This is a genomic window from Pseudomonas sp. YL2 (assembly GCF_023063025.1).
Classification (GTDB): domain Bacteria; phylum Pseudomonadota; class Gammaproteobacteria; order Pseudomonadales; family Pseudomonadaceae; genus Aquipseudomonas; species Aquipseudomonas putida_A.
Map to the genome: position 1 here is coordinate 16,895 of NZ_JAJSLU010000017.1, position 24,890 is coordinate 41,784.

General features: G+C 60.8%; 20 protein-coding genes. 17 read left to right on the forward strand and 3 right to left on the reverse strand.

Annotated elements, in window-relative coordinates; all coding sequences use genetic code 11:
- Nucleotides 1-44: 44 nt before the first annotated feature.
- The gene (locus LVD08_RS21450; protein ID WP_247269205.1) at nt 45-917 is read right to left on the reverse strand and encodes a heme/hemin ABC transporter substrate-binding protein; all 873 of its coding nucleotides are present in this window, start codon (nt 915-917) and stop codon (nt 45-47) included.
- A gap of 162 nt (nt 918-1,079) precedes the next feature.
- Here LVD08_RS21450 and LVD08_RS21455 point away from each other — a divergent pair, with 162 nt between their 5' ends.
- Nucleotides 1,080-1,397: a Rieske (2Fe-2S) protein gene (locus tag LVD08_RS21455; protein WP_247269206.1), complete on the forward strand. Its 318-nt coding sequence runs from the start codon at nt 1,080-1,082 to the stop codon at nt 1,395-1,397.
- On the opposite strand, the gene sfsA is transcribed toward LVD08_RS21455, so the two are convergent.
- Nucleotides 1,394-2,107: a DNA/RNA nuclease SfsA gene (sfsA, locus tag LVD08_RS21460; RefSeq protein WP_247269207.1), complete on the reverse strand. Its 714-nt coding sequence runs from the start codon at nt 2,105-2,107 to the stop codon at nt 1,394-1,396. The two genes, LVD08_RS21455 and sfsA, sit on opposite strands and share 4 nt — an antisense overlap.
- Complete coding sequence (locus tag LVD08_RS21465) at nt 2,107-3,279, reverse strand: pyridoxal phosphate-dependent aminotransferase (protein WP_135296576.1); 1,173 nt, start codon at nt 3,277-3,279, stop codon at nt 2,107-2,109. Before LVD08_RS21465 ends, sfsA begins: the two co-directional genes overlap by 1 nt.
- Before the next feature lie 334 nt (nt 3,280-3,613).
- On the opposite strand from LVD08_RS21465, the gene dksA reads away from it, so the two are divergent.
- The 16 genes from dksA to LVD08_RS21545 all read left to right on the forward strand — a co-directional run bounded on the left by dksA (nt 3,614) and on the right by LVD08_RS21545 (nt 24,790).
- Entirely contained in the window at nt 3,614-4,057 is a 444-nt protein-coding gene (gene dksA, locus LVD08_RS21470) for an RNA polymerase-binding protein DksA (protein WP_027614094.1), read from the forward strand.
- A 212-nt stretch (nt 4,058-4,269) separates the two neighbouring features.
- The gene (gluQRS, locus tag LVD08_RS21475) at nt 4,270-5,166 is read left to right on the forward strand and encodes a tRNA glutamyl-Q(34) synthetase GluQRS (RefSeq protein WP_115988886.1); all 897 of its coding nucleotides are present in this window, start codon (nt 4,270-4,272) and stop codon (nt 5,164-5,166) included.
- A 77-nt stretch (nt 5,167-5,243) separates the two neighbouring features.
- Nucleotides 5,244-5,420 (forward strand): hypothetical protein, encoded by a 177-nt coding sequence (locus LVD08_RS21480; protein WP_003176118.1) that lies wholly within the window; start codon nt 5,244-5,246, stop codon nt 5,418-5,420.
- The gene (locus tag LVD08_RS21485; protein ID WP_027614096.1) at nt 5,404-8,358 is read left to right on the forward strand and encodes a sensor histidine kinase; all 2,955 of its coding nucleotides are present in this window, start codon (nt 5,404-5,406) and stop codon (nt 8,356-8,358) included. Before LVD08_RS21480 ends, LVD08_RS21485 begins: the two co-directional genes overlap by 17 nt.
- A gap of 22 nt (nt 8,359-8,380) precedes the next feature.
- Nucleotides 8,381-9,817: a sigma-54-dependent transcriptional regulator gene (locus LVD08_RS21490; protein ID WP_103367311.1), complete on the forward strand. Its 1,437-nt coding sequence runs from the start codon at nt 8,381-8,383 to the stop codon at nt 9,815-9,817.
- Between the two features lie 723 nt (nt 9,818-10,540).
- Nucleotides 10,541-11,941 carry a polynucleotide adenylyltransferase PcnB gene (locus LVD08_RS21495; RefSeq protein WP_007963895.1) on the forward strand — a complete coding sequence of 467 codons (1,401 nt, stop codon included), beginning with the start codon at nt 10,541-10,543 and terminating at the stop codon, nt 11,939-11,941.
- A gap of 3 nt (nt 11,942-11,944) precedes the next feature.
- The gene (gene folK, locus LVD08_RS21500) at nt 11,945-12,430 is read left to right on the forward strand and encodes a 2-amino-4-hydroxy-6-hydroxymethyldihydropteridine diphosphokinase (RefSeq protein WP_247269208.1); all 486 of its coding nucleotides are present in this window, start codon (nt 11,945-11,947) and stop codon (nt 12,428-12,430) included.
- Between the two features lie 458 nt (nt 12,431-12,888).
- A complete protein-coding gene (gene panB, locus LVD08_RS21505) occupies nt 12,889-13,689 on the forward strand; it encodes a 3-methyl-2-oxobutanoate hydroxymethyltransferase (protein WP_095668303.1) in 801 nt (266 codons plus the stop codon).
- Nucleotides 13,686-14,546: a pantoate--beta-alanine ligase gene (panC, locus tag LVD08_RS21510; RefSeq protein ID WP_247269209.1), complete on the forward strand. Its 861-nt coding sequence runs from the start codon at nt 13,686-13,688 to the stop codon at nt 14,544-14,546. The genes panB and panC overlap by 4 nt, the downstream gene beginning before the upstream one ends.
- A gap of 210 nt (nt 14,547-14,756) precedes the next feature.
- Entirely contained in the window at nt 14,757-15,137 is a 381-nt protein-coding gene (gene panD / locus LVD08_RS21515; protein WP_003228271.1) for an aspartate 1-decarboxylase, read from the forward strand.
- A 230-nt stretch (nt 15,138-15,367) separates the two neighbouring features.
- Nucleotides 15,368-17,032 (forward strand): glucose-6-phosphate isomerase, encoded by a 1,665-nt coding sequence (pgi, locus tag LVD08_RS21520; protein ID WP_247269210.1) that lies wholly within the window; start codon nt 15,368-15,370, stop codon nt 17,030-17,032.
- 265 nt (nt 17,033-17,297) lie between these two features.
- Nucleotides 17,298-19,235 (forward strand): acetate--CoA ligase, encoded by a 1,938-nt coding sequence (gene acs, locus LVD08_RS21525; protein WP_247269211.1) that lies wholly within the window; start codon nt 17,298-17,300, stop codon nt 19,233-19,235.
- A 51-nt stretch (nt 19,236-19,286) separates the two neighbouring features.
- Nucleotides 19,287-20,159 (forward strand): oxygenase MpaB family protein, encoded by an 873-nt coding sequence (locus LVD08_RS21530; RefSeq protein ID WP_247269212.1) that lies wholly within the window; start codon nt 19,287-19,289, stop codon nt 20,157-20,159.
- 150 nt (nt 20,160-20,309) lie between these two features.
- Nucleotides 20,310-21,326, forward strand: a complete 1,017-nt coding sequence (locus LVD08_RS21535; RefSeq protein ID WP_247269213.1) for a class I SAM-dependent rRNA methyltransferase — start codon at nt 20,310-20,312, stop codon at nt 21,324-21,326.
- Nucleotides 21,327-21,545: 219 nt separating this feature from the next.
- Nucleotides 21,546-24,494 (forward strand): DUF748 domain-containing protein, encoded by a 2,949-nt coding sequence (locus LVD08_RS21540; RefSeq protein WP_247269214.1) that lies wholly within the window; start codon nt 21,546-21,548, stop codon nt 24,492-24,494.
- On the forward strand, nt 24,494-24,790 hold the full coding sequence (locus LVD08_RS21545) for a DUF2845 domain-containing protein (protein WP_027614107.1): 297 nt from the start codon (nt 24,494-24,496) through the stop codon (nt 24,788-24,790). Before LVD08_RS21540 ends, LVD08_RS21545 begins: the two co-directional genes overlap by 1 nt.
- Nucleotides 24,791-24,890 lie beyond the last annotated feature (100 nt).

Below are 24,890 nucleotides of genomic sequence, written 5' to 3' on the forward strand. Positions count from 1 at the left end.
GAGCGTCAGGCCGATAAACAGGCTTCGTGGTTTGACCAGTACGGTCATTGGCCGCTCGCGGTCGGGTAGAAGCCGTCAGACAAATTCTTCAGTGCCGCCGGTAAACGCGGCCCGAGCCCGCCGACCAGCAGCGTCGGATCCAGCTCCAGCACCCGTCCGGCCTTGGCCGCGCGGCTTGAATTGAGAATGGGGTTTTCCTTGAACAATGCCGCTTTTGCCGCCTCGCCGCTCAACGCGCGATCAGCAAACACCAGCACCTCAGGATCGAGCCCGGCCAGCGACTCCACGGAGAACGGTTTGTAACCGGTATGCGTCGCCAGGTTATGTCCCCCGGCCCGTTGCAGCAGCCAGTCGGCGGCAGTGTCCTTGCCGGCAATCAAAGGTTTGCCGCCGGCATGCCCGATCAGCACTAGCACACCGGGCGCTTTATGCCTGGTCTGCAACTCAGCGACTCGCGCTTTCTGCTCGGTAAGCTGCTGTTGATAACTTTCCAGCAACCGAGTCGCCTGCGCTTGCGCGCCCAGCAACTGTCCGAGATGCGTAACGTTTTTTTCCAGGGTCGGCAGATCCGGCTGCGCCGAGAACAGTTCGACCTGCACCTTGGCGCTCTTCACCTGAGCAATAACCGGTGGCGGGCCCATTTCTTCGGTGCCAATGAGGATGTCCGGGCGCAGACTGAGAATGCCTTCTGCCGAGAGACTGCGTTGATAGCCGATGCTGGGCAGCTTCTTCAGCGATTGCGGATGCTGGCTGGTGGTGTCGACGCCGACCAGTTTAGATTCGCCACCCAATGCACTCACCCACTCCGAAAGCGCCCCACCGGCGCTGACCCAACGTTGTGGCAAATCGGCAGCTGTCGCCTGAAGGCTGGCGAGCAGTCCGACACACAGCACGGCAACGCGGGTAATCAGGCGCATACGCAGCTTTCCTTGAAAAGTTTTCCCGGGCAGCGAACCGGCGGGCCAAGTATCCTTGACCGCGGTTGCGCGCAGTGGGCGAAGGCGGCCATTTGATAATTGTTTGCATTTAAACGTCAAGCTCGGACATTTCCTGAAACGAGCTGACATTTGAGGATAGCCATGAAGTTTTTGTGCGCCGGTACCGATCTCGCTGAGGCCGGCAGCCGTGGGTTCGACATCGACGGCAACAAACTGTTTGCCGTGCGCCGCAATGGCCAGGTCTATGTTTATCTCAATCGTTGCCCGCATCGCGGCGTCGGTCTGGAATGGCACCCCGACCAGTTTCTCGACCCGAGCAACAGCCTGATCCAGTGCGCCACCCACGGCGCACTGTTTCTGATCGAGGACGGCGAATGCGTCGCCGGGCCCTGCGCCGGGCAATCCCTGACCGCCATCCCCTGCCGCGAAAACGCACAGGGGCTGTGGATAGATGTTTAACCGTGGAGCAAAACGTCCAGCCGCCGGTCGATCACCATCTCTTCGTGGCTCAAGCGCACACCGTAGGCCAACACCTCGACCCCGCACGCCACCGCTTCACGCAGGGCATCCGCGTACGCCGAATCGATTTCTTCGGCCGGTCGCACCGCTTCAATCCCGCTGAGATTGACGCAATACAGCTGCACCGCACGAATACCGTCACGGGCCAGATGCGCCAGCTCGCGCAGATGCTTGGCGCCGCGCTGGGTGACCGCGTCAGGAAACGCCGCCACGTTGGTTCCATCGAAGCCTAACGTGACGCTTTTTACTTCCACGTAGGCCGGACCACTCGGGTATTCGAGGCGGAAATCGATACGGCTTTTTTCCTGACCGTATGCCACTTCGCGTTTAAGCGCGGTGAAGCCGTTCAACTCGCTGATGACACCGGCCTGCAGCGCCTCTTCAACGAGGGCGTTGGCGCGGCCGGTGTTCACGCAGAACAGCCGACCCTGCGGCGTTTCCCCGATTTCCCAGGTGCCGGGCAGTTTGCGCTTCGGGTCGTTTGAGCGACTGAACCACACTTGCCCGCCTTCGACCTGGCAGTTGAGCATCGAGCCGGTGTTCGGGCAGTGCAGGGTCAACAACTCGCCATCGACCGTTTCAACATCCGCCAGAAAACGTTTGTAGCGGCGAATCAACCGCGCCTCTTCCAGAGCCGGATAAAAGCGCATCAGCCTTGCCAACTCTTCAAGCCACGGGCAATACGTTCCACTGCCTCCTGTAAGCGAGGGAGGTTTTGCGTGTAGGCAAAACGCACATGGTGGCTGGCCTGATAACGCCCGAAGTCCAGCCCTGGAGTAAAGGCAACATGCTCGGTTTCGAGGAAATGTCGGCAGAACGCGAAGGCATCACCGCCGAACTGGCTGATATCGGCATACAAGTAGAACGCACCTTCAGGCTCGACGGCGATGTTGAAACCCAATTCGCGCAGTGCCGGCAGAAGGAAGTCGCGGCGGCGGCCAAATTCGGCGCGGCGTTCTTCGAGGATGCTGATGGTGTCCGGCTCGAAGCAGGCCAAAGCGGCGTACTGCGCCATGCTCGGGGCGCTGATGTACAGGTTCTGGGCGAGTTTTTCCAGCTCACTGACGGCCGCATCCGGCGCCACCAGCCAGCCGAGACGCCAACCGGTCATGCCGAAATATTTGGAGAAACTATTGAGGACAAAGGCACTGTCATCCACTTCCAGCACGCTGGCGGCATCGGTGCCATAAGTCAGGCCGTGGTAGATCTCGTCCACCACCAGGTGGCCGTGGCGCGCCTTGATTGCGGTGGATAAACCGGCCAGTTCATCGCGGGTCAGGATGGTACCGGTGGGGTTGGCTGGCGATGCCACCAACGCACCGACGCTGTCGTGATCCCAATGACGTGCCACCAGATCCGGGGTCAGTTGGTAACGCACCTCCGGCCCGACCGGCACCAGTTGCGCCGCGCCTTCGACCAGACGCAGGAAGTGCCGGTTGCACGGGTAGCCCGGATCTGCAAGCAGCCAGTGTTTGCCGGGATCCACCAGCAAGGCACTGGCCAGCAACAGCGCACCGGAGCCACCGGGGGTGATCAGGATCCGCCGCGGATCGATGTTCAAACCGTAACGCGATTGATAGAACCCGGAAATCGCCTCGCGCAGTTCAGGAATACCGCGCGCCGCGGTGTAGCGGGTCTTGCCCGCCGTCAGCGCAGCCTGCCCGGCACGGATGATCGGCTCGGCCGTGGTGAAGTCCGGCTCGCCGATTTCCAGGTGGATCACGTCGTGACCTTCGGCCTGCAGTTCGTTGGCCCGCGCCAGCAGCGCCATCACATGGAACGGTTCGATCGCACGACTGCGCGCACTGTAAGGCTGAGCCATTGGTTTTCCTTCGACGGGGAAAAAGAGACGATTCTACCCATCTGCCGGAACGAGCGAGAACCCGTCGCGGTCACAGCCTCAAGAACGCTGGACTGTAACGATATGCGCGTACGCTCCAGGATTGACTAAAATCAGAGATTGATCAGGTCTCCATCACTGTCAGACATGGCTTGCCAGACTTCTGCAAGCGCCACCCGCCGGGGCCTCGACATCCGGGAGTAGCGCGGGCCGAATTGATCTGGTAAGTTCGCCCGCTTGCAGCCGCAGGGCCGGCAGGTGTCGGTGATGGAGCAATCCTGCGCAATGGATTACAAGAGTAGAGGCGGTCCATTTCATGCCCACCCAAGCAAAGCAACAGCAGCAAGTGACGATCAGCGGCTTCGAACCTTACGTTCCGAAGGAAGGCGAGGAGTACATGGGCGCCCCGATGCGCGCGCACTTCACCAAGATCCTGAACAAGTGGAAACAGGACTTGATGCAGGAAGTCGACCGTACTGTTGATCACATGAAAGACGAAGCGGCCAACTTCCCTGACCCGGCCGACCGTGCCAGCCAGGAAGAAGAATTCGCCCTCGAGCTGCGCGCCCGCGATCGCGAGCGCAAACTGATCAAGAAGATCGACAAGACCCTCGAACTGATCCAGGACGAAGAGTACGGCTGGTGCGAGTCCTGCGGCATCGAGATCGGCGTCAAGCGCCTCGAGGCCCGTCCTACCGCCGATCTGTGCATCGACTGCAAGACCCTGGCGGAAATCAAGGAAAAGCAGGTCGGCAAGTAATCTCGACCTGAATGAAAAACGGAGCGTGCGAACGCTCCGTTTTTGTTTCTGCCTTTTGCCTTTGCCCTTTATGCCTTGCTTTTGTGGGAGGGGGCTTGCTCCCGAACTCGGTGTGTCATTCAACATCAAAGATGTCTGAGCCGACGCTTTCGCGAGCAAGCCCGCTCCCACAGGGGTAATCTGCGCGGATCCTGAAAAGTTATATTGTCCACATGACTGCCAAAACCGCCCCCGCCTACATCGGCCGCTTCGCCCCGACCCCCAGTGGCCATCTGCACTTCGGCTCGCTGGTTGCCGCCCTCGCCTCTTATCTCGACGCGCGCGCGGTCGGCGGGCGCTGGCTGGTGCGCATGGAAGATCTCGATCCGCCCCGGGAAGAGCCCGGCGCGCAGGCGGCCATTCTCAAAGCGCTGGAAAGCTACGGGTTCGAATGGGACGGCGAGATGGTGCGCCAGAGTGACCGGCACGACGCCTACGCCGAAGTCCTCAACAGTCTGTTCAATCACGGCCTGGCCTACGCCTGCACCTGTTCGCGCAAGCAACTGGAGCCGTACCACGGGATTTATCCAGGCTTGTGCCGCAATGCCGGGCATGAGCAGCAAGACGCGGCGATCCGCCTGCGCGTGCCGGAACTGGAATACCACTTCATCGACCGCGTGCAGGGCGAGTTCCGCCAGCATCTGGGGCGCGACGTCGGCGATTTCGTGATTCGCCGCCGCGACGGCCTCTACGCCTATCAACTGGCGGTGGTGCTGGATGACGCCTGGCAAGGCATCACCGACATCGTGCGCGGTGCCGACCTGCTCGACTCCACGCCACGCCAGCTCTACCTGCAAGAACTGTTGGGCCTGCGTCAGCCGCGCTATCTGCACTTGCCATTGATCACGCAGCCGGACGGCAACAAACTCGGCAAATCCTACCGTTCGCCGCCGCTTGAGGCGGATCAGGCCACTCCTTTGCTGCTGCGGGCCCTGCGAGCGCTGGGACAAAACCCCGGTGCAGAGCTGGCCCATGCCACACCCGAGGAATTGCTGAAATGGGGCGCAGCCCACTGGGATGCATCGAAGATCCCGCGCACACTGACCCTGCCCGAAGCGCAACTGCAATGACGACACTTGCAGTGGCGCGCCCATCCGTTACCATCGCCGCACGTTTTCGGGCACGCGCATAAAAAAGAGAGGCCGGGATGTACATCTATCGCTTGGTCCTGCTTCTGGTCGTGGGAATCTATCTGTTTTCACCAGCCATCATGGATTGGTGGATCGACGCCACGGGCGCCTGGTATCGGCCGTATCTGCTCTGGTTGATCCTGATTGTCGTGACCTTCATCCTGCAGAGCCAAAAAGATGCCGATGAGCTTTAGCCTGACCCAGATGATCCTGGTCAGCGCCGCGTACCTGACGGTGCTGTTCGGCGTCGCCTGGATCAGCGAACGGGGCATGATCCCGCGAGCGATCATTCGCCACCCGTTGACCTACACCCTGTCGCTGGGGGTCTACGCCAGTGCGTGGGCATTTTACGGCACCGTGGGCCTGGCCTATCAGTACGGCTACGGCTTTCTCTCCAGCTACCTCGGGGTGTCCGGCGCGTTTCTGCTGGCGCCGGTGCTGCTGTATCCGATCCTGAAAATCACCCGCACTTATCAATTGTCGTCGCTGGCGGATCTGTTCGCCTTCCGCTTCCGCAGCACCTGGGCCGGCGCGCTGACCACGATCTTCATGCTGATCGGCGTACTGCCGCTGCTGGCGTTGCAGATTCAGGCCGTGGCCGACTCCATCGGCATCCTGACCGGCGAGCCGATCCAGAGCCGCGTCGCGCTGGCGTTCTGTGCGCTGATCATTCTGTTCACGATCTTTTTCGGCTCCCGGCATATCGCCACCCGCGAGAAACACGAAGGGCTGGTGTTCGCGATTGCCTTCGAATCGGTGATCAAACTGATAGCCCTCGGCGGTGTCGGCCTCTATGCGCTGTACGGCGTGTTCGACGGCCCGCAACAGCTTGAACTGTGGCTGCTGCAAAACCAGACCGCCCTCGCCGCGTTGCACACGCCGCTGCAGGAAGGGCCGTGGCGCACACTGTTGCTGGTGTTCTTCGCCTCGGCGATCGTGATGCCGCACATGTACCACATGACCTTCACCGAAAACCTCAATCCGCGCTCGCTGGTCAGTGCCAGCTGGGGCCTGCCGCTGTTCCTGTTGCTGATGAGTCTGGCGGTGCCGCTGATTCTCTGGGCTGGCCTGAAACTCGGCGCCACCACTGACCCGGAATACTTCACCCTCGGCATCGGCATTGCCGCCAACAGCAAACCGCTGGCCTTGCTGGCGTACGTCGGCGGACTGTCGGCCGCCAGTGGCCTGATCATCGTCACCACCCTGGCGCTGTCGGGCATGGCGCTGAACCATCTGGTGCTGCCGCTCTATCAGCCGCCGGCCGAAGGCAACATCTACCGCTGGCTGAAGTGGACCCGCCGGGCGCTGATCGTCGCGATCATCATGGCCGGTTTCTGCTTTTACCTGATGCTCGGCGCCGGACAGGACCTGGCCAACCTTGGCATCGTCGCCTTCGTCGCGACCCTGCAATTCCTGCCCGGCGTGCTCTCGGTGCTGTACTGGCCGACCGCCAACCGTCGCGGCTTTATCGCCGGCTTGCTGGCGGGGATTCTGGTGTGGGTGGTGACCATGCTGTTGCCGCTGGTCGGCAACCTGCAGGGTTTCTACATTCCACTGCTGAACATGATCTACGTGCTGGACGACACCAGTTGGCACATGGCGGCCATTGCCTCGCTGGCGGCCAACGTGCTGATGTTCACCCTGATCTCGCTGTTCACCAACGCCAGCCCTGAAGAAGCCAGCGCCGCCGAAGCCTGCGCGGTGGATAACGTGCGCCGTCCGCAACGCCGCGAACTGCACGCCGCCTCGCCCCAGGAGTTCGCCACGCAACTGGCCAAACCGCTGGGCGCCAAGGCGGCGCAGAAAGAAGTCGAGCAGGCCCTGCGCGACCTCTATCTGCCGTTCGACGAACGCCGTCCTTATGCTTTGCGCCGCTTGCGCGACCGCATCGAAGCCAACCTCTCCGGCCTGATGGGCCCGAGCGTGGCGCAGGACATGGTCGAAACCTTCCTGCCGTATAAGGCTGGCGGCGAGAACTACGTAACCGAAGACATCCACTTCATCGAAAGCCGCCTCGAGGACTACCACTCGCGCCTCACCGGGCTGGCCGCCGAGCTCGACGCCTTGCGCCGCTACCACCGCCAGACCCTGCAGGAGCTGCCGATGGGTGTCTGCTCGCTGGCCAAGGATCAAGAGATCCTGATGTGGAACAAGGCCATGGAAGAACTCACCGGCATCGCCGCGCAACGGGTGGTGGGTTCGCGCCTGAGCACCATCGCCAATCCGTGGAAGCAATTGCTGCAAGGCTTCATCAACCTGCCCGATGAACATTTGCACAAGCAGCACCTGGCCCTCGACGGCCAGACCCGCTGGCTCAATCTGCACAAAGCGGCGATCGATGAACCGTTGGCCCCGGGCAACAGCGGCCTGGTGCTGCTGGTGGAAGACCTGACCGAAACGCAGATGCTCGAAGACAAACTGGTGCACTCAGAACGTCTGGCGAGCATCGGTCGACTGGCGGCAGGTGTGGCTCATGAAATCGGCAACCCGATCACCGGTATCGCCTGTCTGGCGCAGAACCTGCGCGAAGAGCGTGAAGAAGATGGCGAACTGACGGAAATCAGCGGGCAGATTCTCGAACAGACCAAGCGCGTGTCACGCATCGTGCAGTCGCTGATGAGCTTCGCCCATGCCGGCAGCCACCAGCACAGCGACGAACCCGTCTGTCTGGCCGAAGTCGCGCAGGATGCAATTGGCCTGCTGGCGCTAAACCGGCGCAACTTCGAAGTGCAGTTCTACAACCTGTGCGACCCCGATCACTGGGTCGAAGGCGATCCGCAGCGCCTCGCCCAGGTGCTGATCAATCTGCTCTCCAATGCCCGCGACGCCTCGCCGCCGCACAGTGCCGTACGGGTCAAGAGTGAAGCCGGCGAACACACGGTCGATCTGATCGTCGAAGACGAAGGCAGTGGTATTCCGCAGAACATCATGGACCGATTGTTCGAACCTTTCTTCACCACCAAGGATCCGGGTGAAGGTACCGGTCTGGGCCTTGCACTGGTCTATTCCATCGTTGAAGAGCATTATGGACAAATCACCATCGACAGCCCGGCTGATGTACAAAGCCAGCGCGGCACCCGTATCCGGGTGACCTTACCGCGTCATGTCGAAGCGACGTCCGCTGTGAACTGAGACCGTCGAGAGTATCGAATCAATGCCGCACATTTTGATCGTCGAAGACGAAACCATTATCCGCTCCGCCTTGCGCCGCCTGCTGGAACGTAACCAGTATCAGGTCAGCGAAGCCGGTTCTGTGCAGGAAGCACAAGAACGCTTCAGTATTCCCACATTCGATCTGATCGTCAGCGACCTGCGCCTGCCTGGCGCCCCCGGCACCGAGCTGATCAAGCTTGGCCAGGGCAAACCGGTGCTGATCATGACCAGCTACGCCAGCCTGCGCTCGGCGGTCGACTCGATGAAGATGGGCGCGGTGGACTACATCGCCAAGCCTTTCGATCACGATGAAATGCTTCAGGCGGTCGCGCGGATCCTGCGTGATCACCAGTCGACGCCTGCCGCCGGCGAAGTGCCTGCCGGCAAAGCAGCCAATGGCAGCGGCAAGTCGTCTGTCGACAACAGCAACGGCGAGATCGGCATCATTGGCTCGTGCCCGCCGATGCAGGATCTGTACAGCAAGATCCGCAAGGTCGCACCGACCGATTCCAATGTCCTGATCCAGGGCGAGTCCGGCACCGGTAAAGAGCTGGTGGCCCGCGCCCTGCATAACCTGTCCAAGCGTGCCAAGGCACCGATGATTTCGGTGAACTGCGCTGCCATTCCGGAAAGCCTGATCGAGTCCGAACTGTTCGGCCACGAAAAAGGCGCGTTCACTGGCGCCAGCGCCGGTCGCGCCGGTCTGGTGGAAGCGGCGGACGGCGGCACGCTGTTCCTCGACGAGATCGGCGAACTGCCGCTCGAAGCCCAGGCCCGTCTGCTGCGCGTGCTGCAGGAAGGCGAGATTCGCCGCGTGGGGTCGGTGCAGTCGCAAAAGGTCGATGTGCGTTTGATCGCCGCGACCCACCGTGACCTCAAGAGCCTGGCGAAAATCGGCCAGTTCCGTGAAGACCTGTATTACCGCCTGCACGTGATTGCCCTGAAATTGCCGGCCCTGCGTGAACGTGGCGCCGACGTCAACGAAATCGCCACCGCGTTCCTCGCTCGCCAGAGTGCGCGCATCAACCGTACCGACCTGAAATTTGCCGCCGATGCCGAACAGGCCATCCGGCACTATTCCTGGCCGGGTAACGTGCGCGAGCTGGAAAACGCAGTCGAGCGCGCAGTGATCCTGAGCGAAAGCCCGGAAATCTCTGCCGACCTGCTGGGCATCGACATCGAGTTGAGCGATCTGGAAGACGACGAGTTCATCGGCTTGCCTGCGCAAACCGCAGGTAACACCAGCAACAGCAGCCATGAGCCGACGGAAGACCTGTCGCTGGAAGATTACTTCCAGCACTTCGTTCTTGAGCATCAGGACCACATGACCGAAACCGAACTGGCGCGCAAACTGGGCGTCAGCCGCAAGTGCCTGTGGGAACGCCGTCAGCGCCTGGGCATTCCACGGCGCAAGACCGGGGTCGCCAGCGAGAGCTGAACGTTACCTGTCGAGTGTGCGCGTAACGCTTGAAGATGTGAAAAAACTGTTACCTCAGTCCTTTCACGTAACAGAAGCCGGGGTTATCGGTAACGAAACCCCGGCTTTTTTTCGCCCCGAGAAAACCGTTATATCGACCTAACCCCTTGTTTTATTGGGCTTCGCAAAAGTTGGCACGGCACCTGCTATATGTTTGGTACAAGAACAATAACAAGCAATGCACAAGACAATAAAAATAAGACGAATCGACTCACGCACAATAAAAACAAGACGGCGAGAGGCGCAGCTAACTGATTCTTTTGGAGAGGCGTTGTATTTGGGGCTAGCCCCACGACCAGGCCGAGAACAACAAAAACTGTCCTAAGACAGAGCCTGTACTGGTTGGATCGCAAGATCACTGCAACACAGCGACCAAAGCAATCCGTTTGCTCTTGGCTCCCGATTGGGAGGGTCATGAAGGAAAAGCTTCATGGCGAGGGCACTCAACAAAAACAAGAAGCCCGAATCAATAATAAAAAGAGCACGCAACTACTTCTGGGGGAGCTTCGGCTCCCCTTGTAGTTTCTTCCCCGCCGCAAAAACCCGCCTCCAAAGCCTTTAGCCTGCGACTTACAGCGCAAATCCGCTGCGTCCTACACCATCCCCCGACTAAATGCTAGAATCTGCGCCCATCATGCGGTCATTCTTTGGTATGGCCGAACATTCCTTCAAACAGTGCATCCCATGCTGAAGAAGCTGTTCCAGTCATTCCGAACTCCCGTGCGTCGTACGCAACACATCCGCAGCACTCCTGAAGTGCTCAACAGCGGCCAACATTCGCTGCAGAAGGGGCAATTCAGCCGCTATGCGGTCAATATCGTCGAACGCTTGCAGGGCGCCGGCTACCAGGCCTATCTGGTCGGTGGTTGCGTGCGTGACATGCTGTTGGGCATCACGCCCAAGGACTTCGACGTCGCCACCAGCGCCACCCCCGAGCAAGTCCGTGCCGAATTCCGCAATGCGCGGATCATCGGTCGCCGCTTCAAACTGGTGCACATTCATTTCGGTCGCGAAATCATCGAAGTCGCGACCTTCCGCGCCAATCACCCGGTCAATGAAGACGACGAGGACAGCAACCAGTCTTCGCGCAACGAGAGCGGGCGGATTCTGCGCGACAACGTCTACGGCACCCTGGAAGAAGACGCGCAACGCCGCGACTTCACCATCAACGCCCTGTATTACGATCCGGTCAGCGAGCGCATTCTCGATTACGCCAACGGTGTACACGACATCCGCAATCACCTGATCCGCCTGATCGGCGATCCGAAGCAGCGTTACCAGGAAGACCCGGTGCGCATGCTGCGTGCCGTGCGTTTCGCCGCCAAGCTGAATTTCGGCATCGAAAAACACACCGTGCAACCGATTCGCGAACTGGCGCCGATGCTGCGCGAGATCCCGTCGGCCCGCCTGTTCGAGGAAGTGCTCAAGCTGTTCCTCTCCGGCCATGGCGCAATCACGTTCGAGATGCTGGTCGATCTGCAGCTGTTTGCCCCGTTGTTCCCGGCCAGTGCCGACGCACTGGAGCACAACCCGGAATACACCCACACGCTGATCAGCGAAGCGCTGACCAACACCGACCTGCGCATCAAGCAGAACAAACCGGTAACCCCGGCATTCCTGTTTGCCGCCCTGCTCTGGCCTGCCCTGCCGGCCCGTGTCTTGCGTCTGCAGGAACGTGGTATGCCGCCGATTCCGGCGATGCAGGAAGGTGCGCACGAGCTGATCGCCGAACAGTGCCAGCGCATCGCTATTCCAAAGCGCTTCACCATGCCGATCCGCGAGATCTGGGACATGCAGGAACGCCTGCCACGCCGCAGCGGCAAACGCGCCGACCTGCTGCTGGACAATCCACGTTTCCGCGCCGGTTACGACTTCCTGCTGTTGCGTGAAAGCGCTGGCGAGCAGACCGATGGCTTGGGCGAATGGTGGACGGATTATCAGGACGCCAACGACAGCGAGCGTCGCGAGATGATTCGCGAACTCAGCGGCAAGGGTGATGACGCCAGCGGCGCGCCGCGCAAACGTCGCCGCAGCAGCGGCTCCAAGCGCAAGCGCGCCGGGGCACCGAGCGCATCGGGCGAATAAGGCATGGAACGCATCTATATCGGCCTGGGCAGCAACCTCGCTGACCCGGCCGAACAATTGCGCAGCGCGCTCAACGCGCTGGGGCAATTGCCGCAGACTTCCCTTGCTGGTGTTTCGGCGTTCTATCAGAGCGATTCACTGCTGCCAGGGCAACCGCGTTACACCAACGCGGTCGCCGCCCTCGACAGTGATCTCGCGCCGCTGGACCTGCTCGATGCGCTGCAATCGATCGAAAACGATCAGGGTCGCGAGCGTTTGGAACGTTGGGGCCCGCGCACGCTCGATCTGGACATCCTGTTGTTCGGCGATCGCCTGATCGACGAGCCGCGGCTGAAAGTCCCGCATTATCAGATTCAGGAACGGGCGTTCGTTCTGTATCCGCTGGCCGAACTGGCTCCCGCAGACCTGCGCCTGGCCGATGGCCGCGCGCTGTCCGATCTGCTCGCCGCCTGCCCCTTCGTCGGCCTCGAACGCTTCCCACACGCCTGACAAAAATCCCCCCTGTGGATGAGGACCTCTGTGGCGAGGGGATTCATCCCCGATCGGCTGCGCAGCAGTCGCAAAACCGGCAAATGCGCTGTAACAGCATTGTTGCATTCTAGGGTTTCGGGGCCGCTTCGCAGCCCATCGGGGATGAATCCCCTCACCACAAAGCTCTGCCGCCACAAGGTTTTTTGTCGGACAAAAAACCCGCCAATCAGCCCCGCCGCGCCGCTGAATCGCATCAGTAACGCCGGTAACACTCCCCTCGTAACAATGCGGTAACACACGCAATTGACTTCCGCTTGGCTCCTCACGACTATAGGCGTCCCGCTGCCGCCAACCCGGCACATACGGGCGCAATCCAGGCCTTATAAGCACGACAAAAGAGCGTGCGCCTGAGTAGACGAAGAATCACGCGCGTTACTCGCAGTAGTTTCCAGAGCGCCTGAACGAGGATTTTTTACATGCCAGCCATCACCCTGACCACGCTCCAGAGCCTCAAGCAGAAAGGTGAAAAGATCACCATGCTGACCTGCTATGACGCGACCTTCGCCCACGCCTGCAACGAGGCCGGTGTCGAAGTGCTGCTGGTGGGCGACTCCCTCGGCATGGTTCTGCAAGGGCACGACAGCACCTTGCCGGTGACCATCGCAGAAATGGCCTACCACACCGCCTGCGTCAAACGCGGCAACACCGACGCCCTGATCCTGGCTGACCTGCCGTTCATGGCCAACGCCACTATCGAACAAACCCTGACCAACAGCGCCACGCTGATGCAGGCCGGCGCGCACATGATCAAGGTCGAAGGCGCGCTGTGGCTGGCGGAGTCGATCCGCCTGCTGGCCGAACGCGGTGTGCCGGTCTGCGCGCACATGGGCCTGACCCCACAAGCGGTGAACATTCTTGGCGGCTATAAAGTGCAGGGCCGCAACGAGAACCAGGCGCGGCAGATGCGTGCCGACGCGATCTCGCTGGAACAGGCTGGCGCAGCCATGCTGCTGCTCGAGTGCGTGCCGAGCGAACTGGCCGCCGAAATCAGCCAGGCCGTGAAGATTCCGGTCATCGGCATCGGCGCCGGTAGCGATACCGACGGCCAGGTACTGGTGCTGCACGACATGCTCGGCCTGTCGATCACCGGCCGCGTGCCGAAATTCGTCAAGAACTTCATGCAGGGTCAGGACAGCATCCAGTCCGCACTGAAGGCCTACGTCAACGAAGTCAAAGGCGTTACTTTCCCTGGGATCGAACACGGATTCTCTGCATGAACACTGTCAAAACCGTACGCGAATTGCGCGCTGCCGTGGCGCGCGCCCGCAGTGAAGGCAAGCGCATCGGCTTCGTGCCGACCATGGGCAACCTGCACAGCGGCCATATCGCGCTGATCACCAAGGCCACCCAGCGCGTGGATTTCGTAGTCGCGAGCATTTTCGTCAACCCGCTGCAGTTCGGCGCCGGCGAAGACCTCGACAAGTACCCGCGCACCCTGGCGGCAGATCAGGAGAAACTGCTGCAAGCCGGCTGTCATTTGCTGTTCGCCCCGACCGTCGAAGAAATGTACCCCGACGGCATGGCCGGGCAGACCCGGGTCAGCGTTCCGCAACTGTCTGAAGGCCTGTGTGGCGCCAGCCGTCCGGGGCACTTCGAAGGTGTGGCGACGGTGGTCAGCAAGCTGTTCAATATGGTTCAGCCGGATCTGGCGATCTTCGGTCAGAAAGACTTCCAGCAACTGGCGGTAATCCGCGCGCTGGTGCATGACCTGAACATGCCAATCCAGATCATCGGCGAACCCACCGTGCGTGCGGCCGACGGCCTGGCGCTGTCGTCGCGTAATGGCTTCCTCAGCGAAGATCAACGTGCCGTGGCCCCGGTGGTCTATCGCACCCTGAGCGCGATTGCCGAGTCGATCAAACAAGGCAAGCGTGATTTTCCGGCGCTGATCGCCGCTCAGGTGCAACAGCTGGAAGCCGCCGGCCTGCGTCCGGATTACCTGGAAATCCGTCATGCCCTGACCTTGCGTCCGGCAACGGCTGAAGACCGCGATCTGGTGATTCTGGTGGCCGCGTTCCTCGGCACCACACGGTTGATCGACAACCTGCACCTGAACCTCGATACCCCGGCTTAAAAAACAGCGCAATACCCCTGTAGGAGTGAGCCTGCTCGCGATGAGGGCCTGACTTTCGACACCTTTGTTGAATGACAGTCCGCTATCGCGAGCAGGCTCACTCCTACAGTGTTTTTCAGTGTTCTGAAATTTGCATTTCAAGCCATATTGCCGCCCCCAAAGCCTTCGGGCACACTGCCCGCCGTTTGCTTCCAACCCGGGAAATCCCTCATGCACGCCATCATGCTCAAGGCCAAACTGCACCGCGCCGAAGTCACTCACGCGGTACTCGATTACGAAGGTTCCTGCGCCATTGATGGCGAGTGGCTGGACTTGTCCGGCATCCGTGAGTACGAGCAGATCCAGATTTACAACGTCGACAACGGCGAGCGCTTCACCACCTACGCGATTCGTGGCGAAGAAGGTTCGCGGATGATTTCGGTCAATGGCGCAGCCGCGCACAAAGCCAAGGTCGGCGACCGCGTGATCATTTGCGCCTACGCCCATTACAGCGAAGCGGAACTGCTCAATTTCAAGCCGCGCATGCTGTACATGGCACCGGGCAATGAGCTCAGCCACACCAGCAACGCCATTCCGGTTCAGGTGGCCTGAGCCGCTTCGACGCGTCACTCCCCTTCCGTTGGTCGGCCCGTTCCCGGTATTGATGTTAAAAAAGTACAGGGAACAGGTCAGAAGAAGTCAAGACAGATCGCAGCGCGAGGTTTACTGTATTCGCCCTGCGTTGAAAAATCGTGTCGACGCATTTGACCCTCGCCCAAACATGGCGTATCGGTCTGTTCTGTGTTCAAAAGGCCGTTCAAGTAAAAAGGAAAACCGCAGCGATGGCGTACTACCGCACTCCTCATGACGTTACCGCTCTGCCTGCCTGGCAAGCGTTGAAAGATCACCGCCAAGCCATGCAGGATTTCAGCATGCGCGAAGCCTTCAACGCCGATCCGCAGCGCTTCAATCAATTCACGCTCAGCAGCTGCGGACTGTTTCTCGATTATTCGAAGAACCTGATCAACGCCGAGACCCGCAATCTGCTGGTGGGTCTGGCCAATGAAGTCGATCTGAAAAGCGCGATCAAAGCGCTGTTCGACGGCGAAATCGTCAACGCCTCCGAAGGCCGCCCGGCGCTGCACACCGCTCTGCGCCGCCCGGTGGGCGACAAGCTATCGGTCAACGGCGTCAACGTGATGCCGGAAGTGCACAAGGTGCTGAACCAGATCACGGATCTGGTCGGCCGTATCCACGATGGCCTGTGGCGCGGTTACACCGAGAAGCCGATCACTGACGTGGTCAACATCGGCATCGGTGGCTCTTTCCTCGGCCCGGAGCTGGTCTCCGAAGCGCTGTTGTCCTACGCGCAGAAAGGCGTGCGTTGCCACTACCTGGCGAACATCGACGGCAGTGAGTTCCACGAACTGACGCAAAAGTTGCGCGCCGAAACCACACTGTTCATTGTTTCGTCGAAATCCTTCAACACCCTCGAAACCCTGAAGAACGCTCAGGCCGCCCGCGCCTGGTATCTGGCTCAGGGTGGTTCGGAAGCCGAGCTGTATCGCCACTTCATCGCGGTATCGAGCAACAATGCTGCGGCCGTCGCGTTCGGCATCCGTGAAGAAAACATCTTCCCGATGTGGGACTGGGTAGGCGGTCGTTACTCGCTGTGGTCGGCCATCGGTCTGCCGATTGCCCTGGCCATCGGCATGTCCAACTTCAAGGAACTGCTGTCCGGTGCCTACACCATGGACCAGCATTTCCAGAGCGCGCCGTTCGAACAGAACATGCCGGTGCTGCTGGCCCTGCTCGGCGTCTGGTACGGCAACTTCTGGGGTGCGCAAAGCCACGCGATCCTGCCGTACGACCACTACCTGCGTAACATCACCAAGCACTTGCAACAGCTGGACATGGAATCCAACGGCAAGAGCGTGCGTCAGGACGGCACCTCGGTGTCGACCGATACCGGCCCGGTGATCTGGGGTGGCGTCGGCTGCAACGGTCAACATGCGTATCACCAGTTGCTGCACCAGGGCACCCAACTGATCCCGGCCGATTTCATCGTGCCGATCGTCAGCTTCAACCCGGTCTCCGATCACCATCAGTGGCTGTACGCCAACTGCCTGTCGCAAAGCCAGGCGCTGATGCTCGGCAAGACCCTGCCGGAAGCCGAAGCCGAACTGCGCGACAAAGGCATGAGCGAAGAACAGGTGCACAAACTCGCACCGCACAAGGTGATCCCGGGCAACCGTCCGAGCAACACCATTGTGGTCGAGCGCATCAGCCCGCGTCGTCTGGGCGCGCTGGTCGCCATGTATGAGCACAAAGTGTTCGTGCAAAGCGTGGTCTGGGGCATCAACGCCTTCGACCAGTGGGGCGTGGAACTGGGCAAGGAACTGGGCAAAGGCGTTTACAACCGTCTGGTCGGCAGCGATGAAACCGTTGCTGACGATGCTTCTACCCAGGGCCTGATCAACTACTTCCGCGGTCGTCACCGCGGGTGATTTGAAAGCAAAACCCACAGGATTTGGATCAACCAGAATCCTGTGGGCAAGCAAATTCCCTTGTAGGAGTGAGCCTGCTCGCGATAGCGGTATGTCTTTAAGCATTGATGTTGACTGACACCCCGCTACCGCGAGCAGGCTCACTCCTACAGTTGTTTTGGGTACACCTGAATTCAATACCAGCCATCAGATTCCTGATGCGGCTTGAACCCTTGGCCCTCTCGGCGCATCTTTATTCTTCGCACAACAAGAATAAGGAACCGTCATGTTCGATATCAGCACGTTCCCCAAAGCCGATGCCGTCCGCCGGGCTGCGCAGTTGAGTCAGGACGACTATAAGCGCCTGTACCGCGAATCGATTGAACACCCCAGCACCTTCTGGGCCGAACAGGCCACGCGCTTCCTCGACTGGAGCACCCCGTGGCAGACCGTCCAGCGCTACGACCTGAAAACCGGTGAAGCGTCCTGGTTTACCGGCGGCCAACTGAACGTCAGTTACAACTGCATCGACCGCCACCTTGCCCAGCGCGGTGAGCAGACCGCGATTCTCTGGGAAGGCGACGACCCTGCCGAATCGGCACAGATCACTTACAAAAAACTTCACCATCATGTCTGCCGCCTGGCCAATGTGCTGAAAAGCCGTGGAGTGAAAAAAGGCGACCGGGTGTGCATCTACATGCCGATGATCCCCGAGGCGGCCTACGCCATGCTCGCCTGCGCGCGAATCGGCGCGATTCACTCGGTGGTTTTTGGCGGCTTCTCCCCGGACTCATTGCGTGACCGCATTCTCGACGCCGACTGCCGCACGGTGATCACCGCCGATGAAGGCGTACGCGGCGGCAAGTTCGTGCCGCTCAAGCACAACGTCGACAAGGCCCTGCAAAGTTGTCCGGACGTCAGCACCGTCGTCGTAGTCGAGCGCAGCCAAGGCAAAGTCGATTGGGTCGAAGGCCGTGACCTCTGGTATCACCAGGCCGTGCGTGACGTCAATGATGACTGCCCACCGGAGCCGATGGACGCCGAAGATCCGCTGTTCATCCTCTACACCTCCGGCAGCACCGGCAAACCCAAAGGCGTGCTGCACACCACCGGCGGCTACCTGCTGCAGGCGGCGATGACCTTCAAATACGTGCTCGATTACCGCGATGGCGAAGTGTTCTGGTGCACCGCCGACGTCGGCTGGGTGACCGGCCACAGCTACATCGTCTACGGCCCGCTGGCCAACGGCGCGACCACGCTGATCTTCGAAGGCGTGCCAAGTTATCCGAGCACTTCGCGCTTTTGGCAGGTGATCGACAAACACAAAGTGAACATCTTCTACACCGCACCGACCGCCCTGCGTGCGCTGATGCGCGAAGGTGCCGGGCCGCTGCAGGAAACGTCGCGCCAAAGCCTCAGATTACTCGGCAGTGTCGGTGAGCCAATCAACCCGGAAGCGTGGGAATGGTATTTCAATGTGGTCGGCGAACAGCGCTGCCCGATTGTCGATACCTGGTGGCAGACCGAAACCGGCGGCATCATGCTCAGCCCGCTGGTCAGTGCGCAACGAATCAAGCCGGGTTGCGCCACGCAGCCGATGTTCGGTGTGCAACCAGTGCTGCTCGACGAGCACGGCAAGGAAATCAAAGGCGCCGGCAGCGGCGTGCTGGCGATCAAGTCGAGTTGGCCGGCGCAAATCCGCAGCGTCTACGGCGATCCGCAAAGAATGGTTGACACCTATTTCAAACCCTACCCCGGCTATTATTTCACCGGTGACGGCGCACGCCGCGACGAGGACGGCGATTACTGGATCACCGGGCGCATCGACGACGTGATCAACGTCTCCGGCCACCGCATCGGCACCGCCGAAGTGGAAAGCGCGCTGGTGCTGCACGACAGCATCGCCGAAGCCGCCGTGGTCGGTTACCCGCACGACGTCAAAGGCCAGGGCATCTACGCCTTCGTCACCCCCATGAACGGCGTCGAACCGAGCGATGAGCTGAAGAAAGAACTGCTGGCCCACGTCAGCAAGGAAATCGGCAGCTTCGCCAAACCGGACCTGATCCAGTGGGCGCCGGCCTTGCCGAAAACCCGTTCAGGCAAGATCATGCGCCGCATCTTGCGCAAGATCGCCTGCAACGAACTCGACAGCCTCGGCGACACCTCGACCCTGGCCGACCCGAGCGTAGTCCAGGGCCTGATCGACAAGCGCCTGAATCAGTAACATTCGTGGCGCGGTCAACCGGCCGCGCCCGTCCACCACCAATGAGTTGTCATGGAATTCATCCGCAGCCGCATCGAAAACCAACTCATGAGCCTGACCGGGCTGTCCCTCGGTCAGCTCGACCTGGAAAATCCCAAGGGCGATCCCGGGCTGTTCGGGCCGAACTCGGTCAGTTGGCAAGTGCATGGCGATTTCAGCAGCATGCTGATCGGCGGCATCAGCGCGTTGTTGCTGCAAGCCCTGCATCCGCTGGCGCTGGCCGGGGTCTGGGACCATTCGAATTTTCGTCAGGACATGCTCGGACGTTTGCGCCGCACCAGTCAGTTTGTCTCCGGCACCACCTTCGGCTCGCGCCGCGACGCCGAATGGCTGATCGACAAAGTGCGCACCATTCACCTGCAAGTGGTCGGTACCGCACCGGATGGCCGGCCGTATGCCGCCAGCGATCCGGACCTGCTGACCTGGGTGCATGTGGCCGAGGTCAGTCACTTTCTTGCCGCGCATCTGCGTTACCGCAACCCGCATTTGTCAGCGGCGGATCAGGATCGTTACTACGCGGAAATCGCCGTGGTCGCCGAGCGCCTGGGTGCGCGGGACGTGCCGAAATCGCGGCAGGCCGTGGCCGACTATCTGCAACGCATGCGCCCGCAATTGCTCTGTGATGAACGCAGCCGCGAAGTTCTGCGCCTGCTGCTCGACGCCCCGGCTCCGAGCGTTCTCGCGCGGCCGTTTGGCGACCTGATGATGAAGGCCGGCATCGACCTGTTGCCGGAGTGGGCCAGCGCCATGTTCGGCATACGGCAGAACCCACTGCAACGCCAGTTGATCCGTGCCAGCGTCAAGCGCAGCGCGCCGATGCTGCGCTGGGCGATGCGCAACGGTTCGGTGCAGCGGGCCAAGCGGCGGATGGGAGTGCTGACCTGAAAAGCTTCGCGAGCAAGCCCGCTCCCACAGGGAATCCATGGTGTAAATCAGCCCCCTTGTGGGAGCGGGCTTGCTCGCGAAGGGCTTAACTCGGTTGCCCGCCAAACTGCTAAACTCCCGCGCCCCCATTCTCACCAGCAAGGCGCACGCATGTCTTCCTTGAATCAGGCGCTGCGCGCCGCCCTCGATAAACGCCAGAACCTGCTCGCTGAGCTGCACAGCCAGGGCACCGATTGCTATCGGCTGTTCCACGGCAGCCAGGAAGGCGCCGGTGGCCTGACCGTTGACCGCTACGGCCCGCAATTGCTGGTGCAGAGTTTTCACCAGACCCTGGAGCGTGACGACCTGCTGCAACTGCACACCATGGTCAATCAGACCCTGGGCTTTGAAACTCTGCTGGTCTACAACGACCGCTCCCGCGGCAACTCGCGCATCGATCGCGAAGACAGCGTCTACAAGGCCGACGACGCCGCGCTGGCGGATCTGGTCGGCCACGAATGGGGCCTGAACTATCGCGTGCGCGGGCGGCATGCCGGGCAGGATCCGCTGCTGTTCCTCGACCTGCGCAACACCCGTGGCTGGGTCAAGGACCACGCCAAGGGCAAAAGCGTGCTCAACCTGTTTGCCTACACCTGTGGCGTCGGCCTGAGCGCCGCTGCCGGTGGTGCGCGTGAGGTGTGTAACCTCGACTTCGCCGAAGGCAATCTGGCAGTCGGCCGAGAAAACGGCCTGCTCAACCCGCAATTGCCCGAGATGCAATTCATCCAGTCCGATTACTTCCCGGCGATCCGTCAGCTCGCCGGCCTGCCGATCAGCCAGCGGCGCGGGCAGAAACTGCCGAGCTATCAGCGCCTCGAACAGCGCCAATACGATCTGGTGCTGCTCGACCCGCCCGCTTGGGCCAAGAGCGCCTTCGGCACCGTCGACCTGCTGCGCGACTATCAGAGCCTGCTCAAGCCGGCGCTGCTGACCACCGCTGACAACGGCGTGCTGATCTGCTGCAACAACCTGGCAAAAGTCAGCATGGACGACTGGCGCGAACAGGTTCTGCGTTGCGCCGAGAAAGCCGGGCGACCGGTCCGCGAATGGAGCGTGATGACCCCGGGCGCGGACTTCCCGTCGCTGGATCAACAGCCACCGCTGAAAACCCTGATCCTGCAGTTGTAACCCTCCTCTGCGGCTGACAGCTGCCCACTGTGGGAGCGAGCCTGCTCGCGAAAGCGGTGTATCAGCCACCAGATAGGGTGACTGATAGAACGCCTTCGCGAGCAGGCTCGCTCCCACAGGGTTTTGTGTTGCTGCAGAACAATCTGAACAATCCTGCCCCCCACGAGGTACTTCGGAACCAGAATCGCGTGCCATACTCCAAGGCACTCCGATTCAGAGATGACGCCGCACATGCCCAAAGGATTGATTCGCGCGATTGGCGCCTTGTTGACTGCTCTGGCTCTCTACAGCCTGCTGGGGTTTCTGATTTTGCCGGGCATCGCCCTGCGCATCGCCAACCAGCAACTGGCGAACTACGCCACGGTGCCCGCGCATATCCAGCGCATCGAACTCAATCCGTTCAGCCTTGAAGTCACCCTGTGGGGGCTGGTCGTCGGTGAGCCGGGCAAGGAGCAAGTCGGCTTCGAGCGGCTGTACGCCAACCTGCAACTCGACAGCCTGTGGACCAAAGCGCTGCACCTGGCCGATATCGAGCTGGACAAGCCCAAGACCGAAATCCTCTTCGCCAAGGACGGCCAGCTCAATCTGCTGGGCCTGTTCAAGATTCCCGCCAGCGAACCGACCCCGGCCGATCCGAATGCCAAGCCGTTCCCGCTGCGCATCGATCGCATCCAGCTGGCCGGTGGCAACGTACATTTCCAGGACGCCCGGCCGAGCGAACCCATCGAGTTTCTCTACGACAAGCTCGATTTCGAGCTGAAAAACCTCAGCACTCTGCCCGAAGACAATGCCGACATGACGCTGGTGGCCGCCGGGCCCGCCGGTGGGCAGATCGACTGGAAAGGCAACTTCAGCCTGATCCCGTTCACCTCCGAAGGCACCTTGAAAGTCACCGACGGCAAGATGAAATCATTCTGGCCTTACGTGCGTGACGCGCTGCCGCTAGTACTCGAAGACGGCGTGCTGAATCTCAGCACCGAGTACAAACTGAATCTGTCGAAAGAAACCGAACTGCTGTTGAACAACGTCGCGGTGAGCATTGCGCCATTCGCGATCAAGGCGCCGGACGGACGCCCATTGGCGAAACTTGAACGTCTCGACGTCAGCGAGACCTCACTGGACCTGGCCAAACAGCAAGTAGTGGTCGGCAAGATCCGCAGCAACAAACTGGAAACCTGGGCCGCGCTCGAAGCCGACGGCCAGCTCGACTGGCAGAAGCTGTTCGCCAGCCAGCCATCGAAACCTGCCGCCAAGGCCGCCGCCGAACCCAAGACCACTCCGGCCGCCGCCGACTCGCCGAAAGAGCCGGCCGCGCCGAGCAAGCCCTGGCAAGTGCTGCTCAAAGACGTCCAGTTACGCAACTACACCGTGCATCTCGCCGACCGTTCGGCCAACCCGCCGGTGGCGCTGGATGTAACGCCGCTGAACATTGATCTGCAGGATTTCGACAGCCTCAACGGTTCGCCCTTCAAGGTCAGGCTCGACAGCGGCTTGGGCAAACAAGGCAAGATCAACGCTGACGGGGTGGTCAACCTCGCGCCGGTCACCGCCCAGCTCAATGTGAAAACCCAGGACATCGACCTGCGCGTTGCACAGTCCTACATCAATCCGTTCATTCGCCTTGAGCTGCGCAGCGGCATGCTCGGCAGCGACCTCAAGGTCAACCTCAAGAGCACCGAACCGCTCGCACTCGGCGTGACCGGGCGCGCGCAGATCGATCAACTGCACACTCTCGACACCCTGAAAACCCGCGACTTCCTCAAGTGGCAGCAAGTGGTGGTTGAAGGCATCAACTATCAACACGGTGACAGCCTGTCGATCGACAAGGTCAACCTGTTCCAGCCGTACGCGCGGTTCATGATCAACGACGACCGCACCACCAACATCGACGATCTGCTGATCCCGCAGCCCGTCGACAATGGTGCGAAAACCGCAGCGGCGAAACCGGCCAGTAAAGACAAACCACTGGGCATTCACATCGGCGCGATTGCGATCAACGACGGCTCGGCCAACTTCGCCGACTTCAGCCTGACGCCGAATTTCGCTACGGCGGTCCAACAGCTCAACGGCCAGATCGGCACCATCGACAGTCGTCAGGCGAAACCGGCCAGCGTCGACATCAAGGGCAAGGTCGACCGCTATGCCCCGGTGACCATCAAAGGCGCGGTCAATCCATTCGACCCGATGGCCAGCCTCGACATCGCCACCAGTTTCAAACGCGTCGAGCTGACTACCCTGACCCCGTATTCCGGCAAGTTCGCCGGTTACCGCATCCGCAAGGGCCGGCTCAACCTCGACCTGCATTACCTGATCACCAAGGGCCAGTTGAAGGCTGAAAACAAAGTGGTGGTCGAGCAACTGCAACTCGGTGAAAAAGTCGACAGCCCGGATGCCGTGAGCCTGCCGCTGAAACTGGCGATTGCCCTGCTCAAGGACGTAGACGGCAAGATCTCCATCGAACTGCCAGTGACCGGCGACCTCAACAACCCGCAGTTCAGCGTGATGCCGATTGTCTGGCAGACCCTGCGCAACCTGATCGTCAAGGCCGCCGCCGCACCGTTCAAGATGATTGGCGGGCTGATCAACGGTGGCGGCTCCGAAGACCTCGGTACCGTGTCCTTTGCTGCGGGCTCAAGCGATTTGAGCAAGGATGCCGAAGCAGCGCTGGATAAACTGTCCCAAGCCCTTAAGGAACGTCCAGCCCTGCGCCTGGAAATCGAAGGCACTGCCGCACAGAGCAGCGACGGCCCGTTGATTGCCGAGCAGCGTCTGGAACGCGAATACCAGTACAACTACTACAAGATGCTCCAGCGCCGTGGCGACAAGGTGCCGGCCCAGGCTTCACTGCTGCAAGTGCCGGACAGCGAGAAAGGCCCGCTGCTCGAAGGCATCTACCGCACCCGTCTGAAAACCCAGCCACCGTCCGAATGGAAGGATCTGGGCAAGGAAGAACGCACGGCGAAAATGCGTGATGGCGTGATCAAGTTCTGGAGTTCCAGCGATGTACTGCTGCGGCAGCTGGGTCAGGAACGCGCCAGCAGCATCAAGGACTATCTGGTCGACAAAGGTCAACTGGCCGATGATCGGGTGTACTTCATCGATGCCAATCTGGGCGAAGCCGAGAGCGATGGCCGAGTGGTGACGCAAATGCACCTGGACGCCGAATGATGAACCACAAGTGGCTGCTTGCGCTGATGCTGGTGCTCGCCGCCAGCCCGGCTCTGGCCTCTGACACGCTGCGTTGTGGCAGTCAGTTGGTCAGCCTCGGTGACCGCGCCAGCGAAGTACTGCAGAAGTGTGGCGAACCGGTGAGCCGCGATGTCCTCGGCTACAAGCGCAGCGCCAACCGCCGCGAAGAATTTCAGGTCGAGGAATGGACATACGGCCCGAGCAACGGCATGTATCAATACCTGCGCTTTGAAGGCAATCGCCTGCGGCAAATCAACAGCAAGCGCGGTAATTGAACCAAAACCTATATCCCTGTGGGAGAGGGATATGCCGGGGAGAAGCTGGGGGGGGGAAATTAAAAGAATGGCGTCGCCACACGCCCCCCCGCGGACGCCC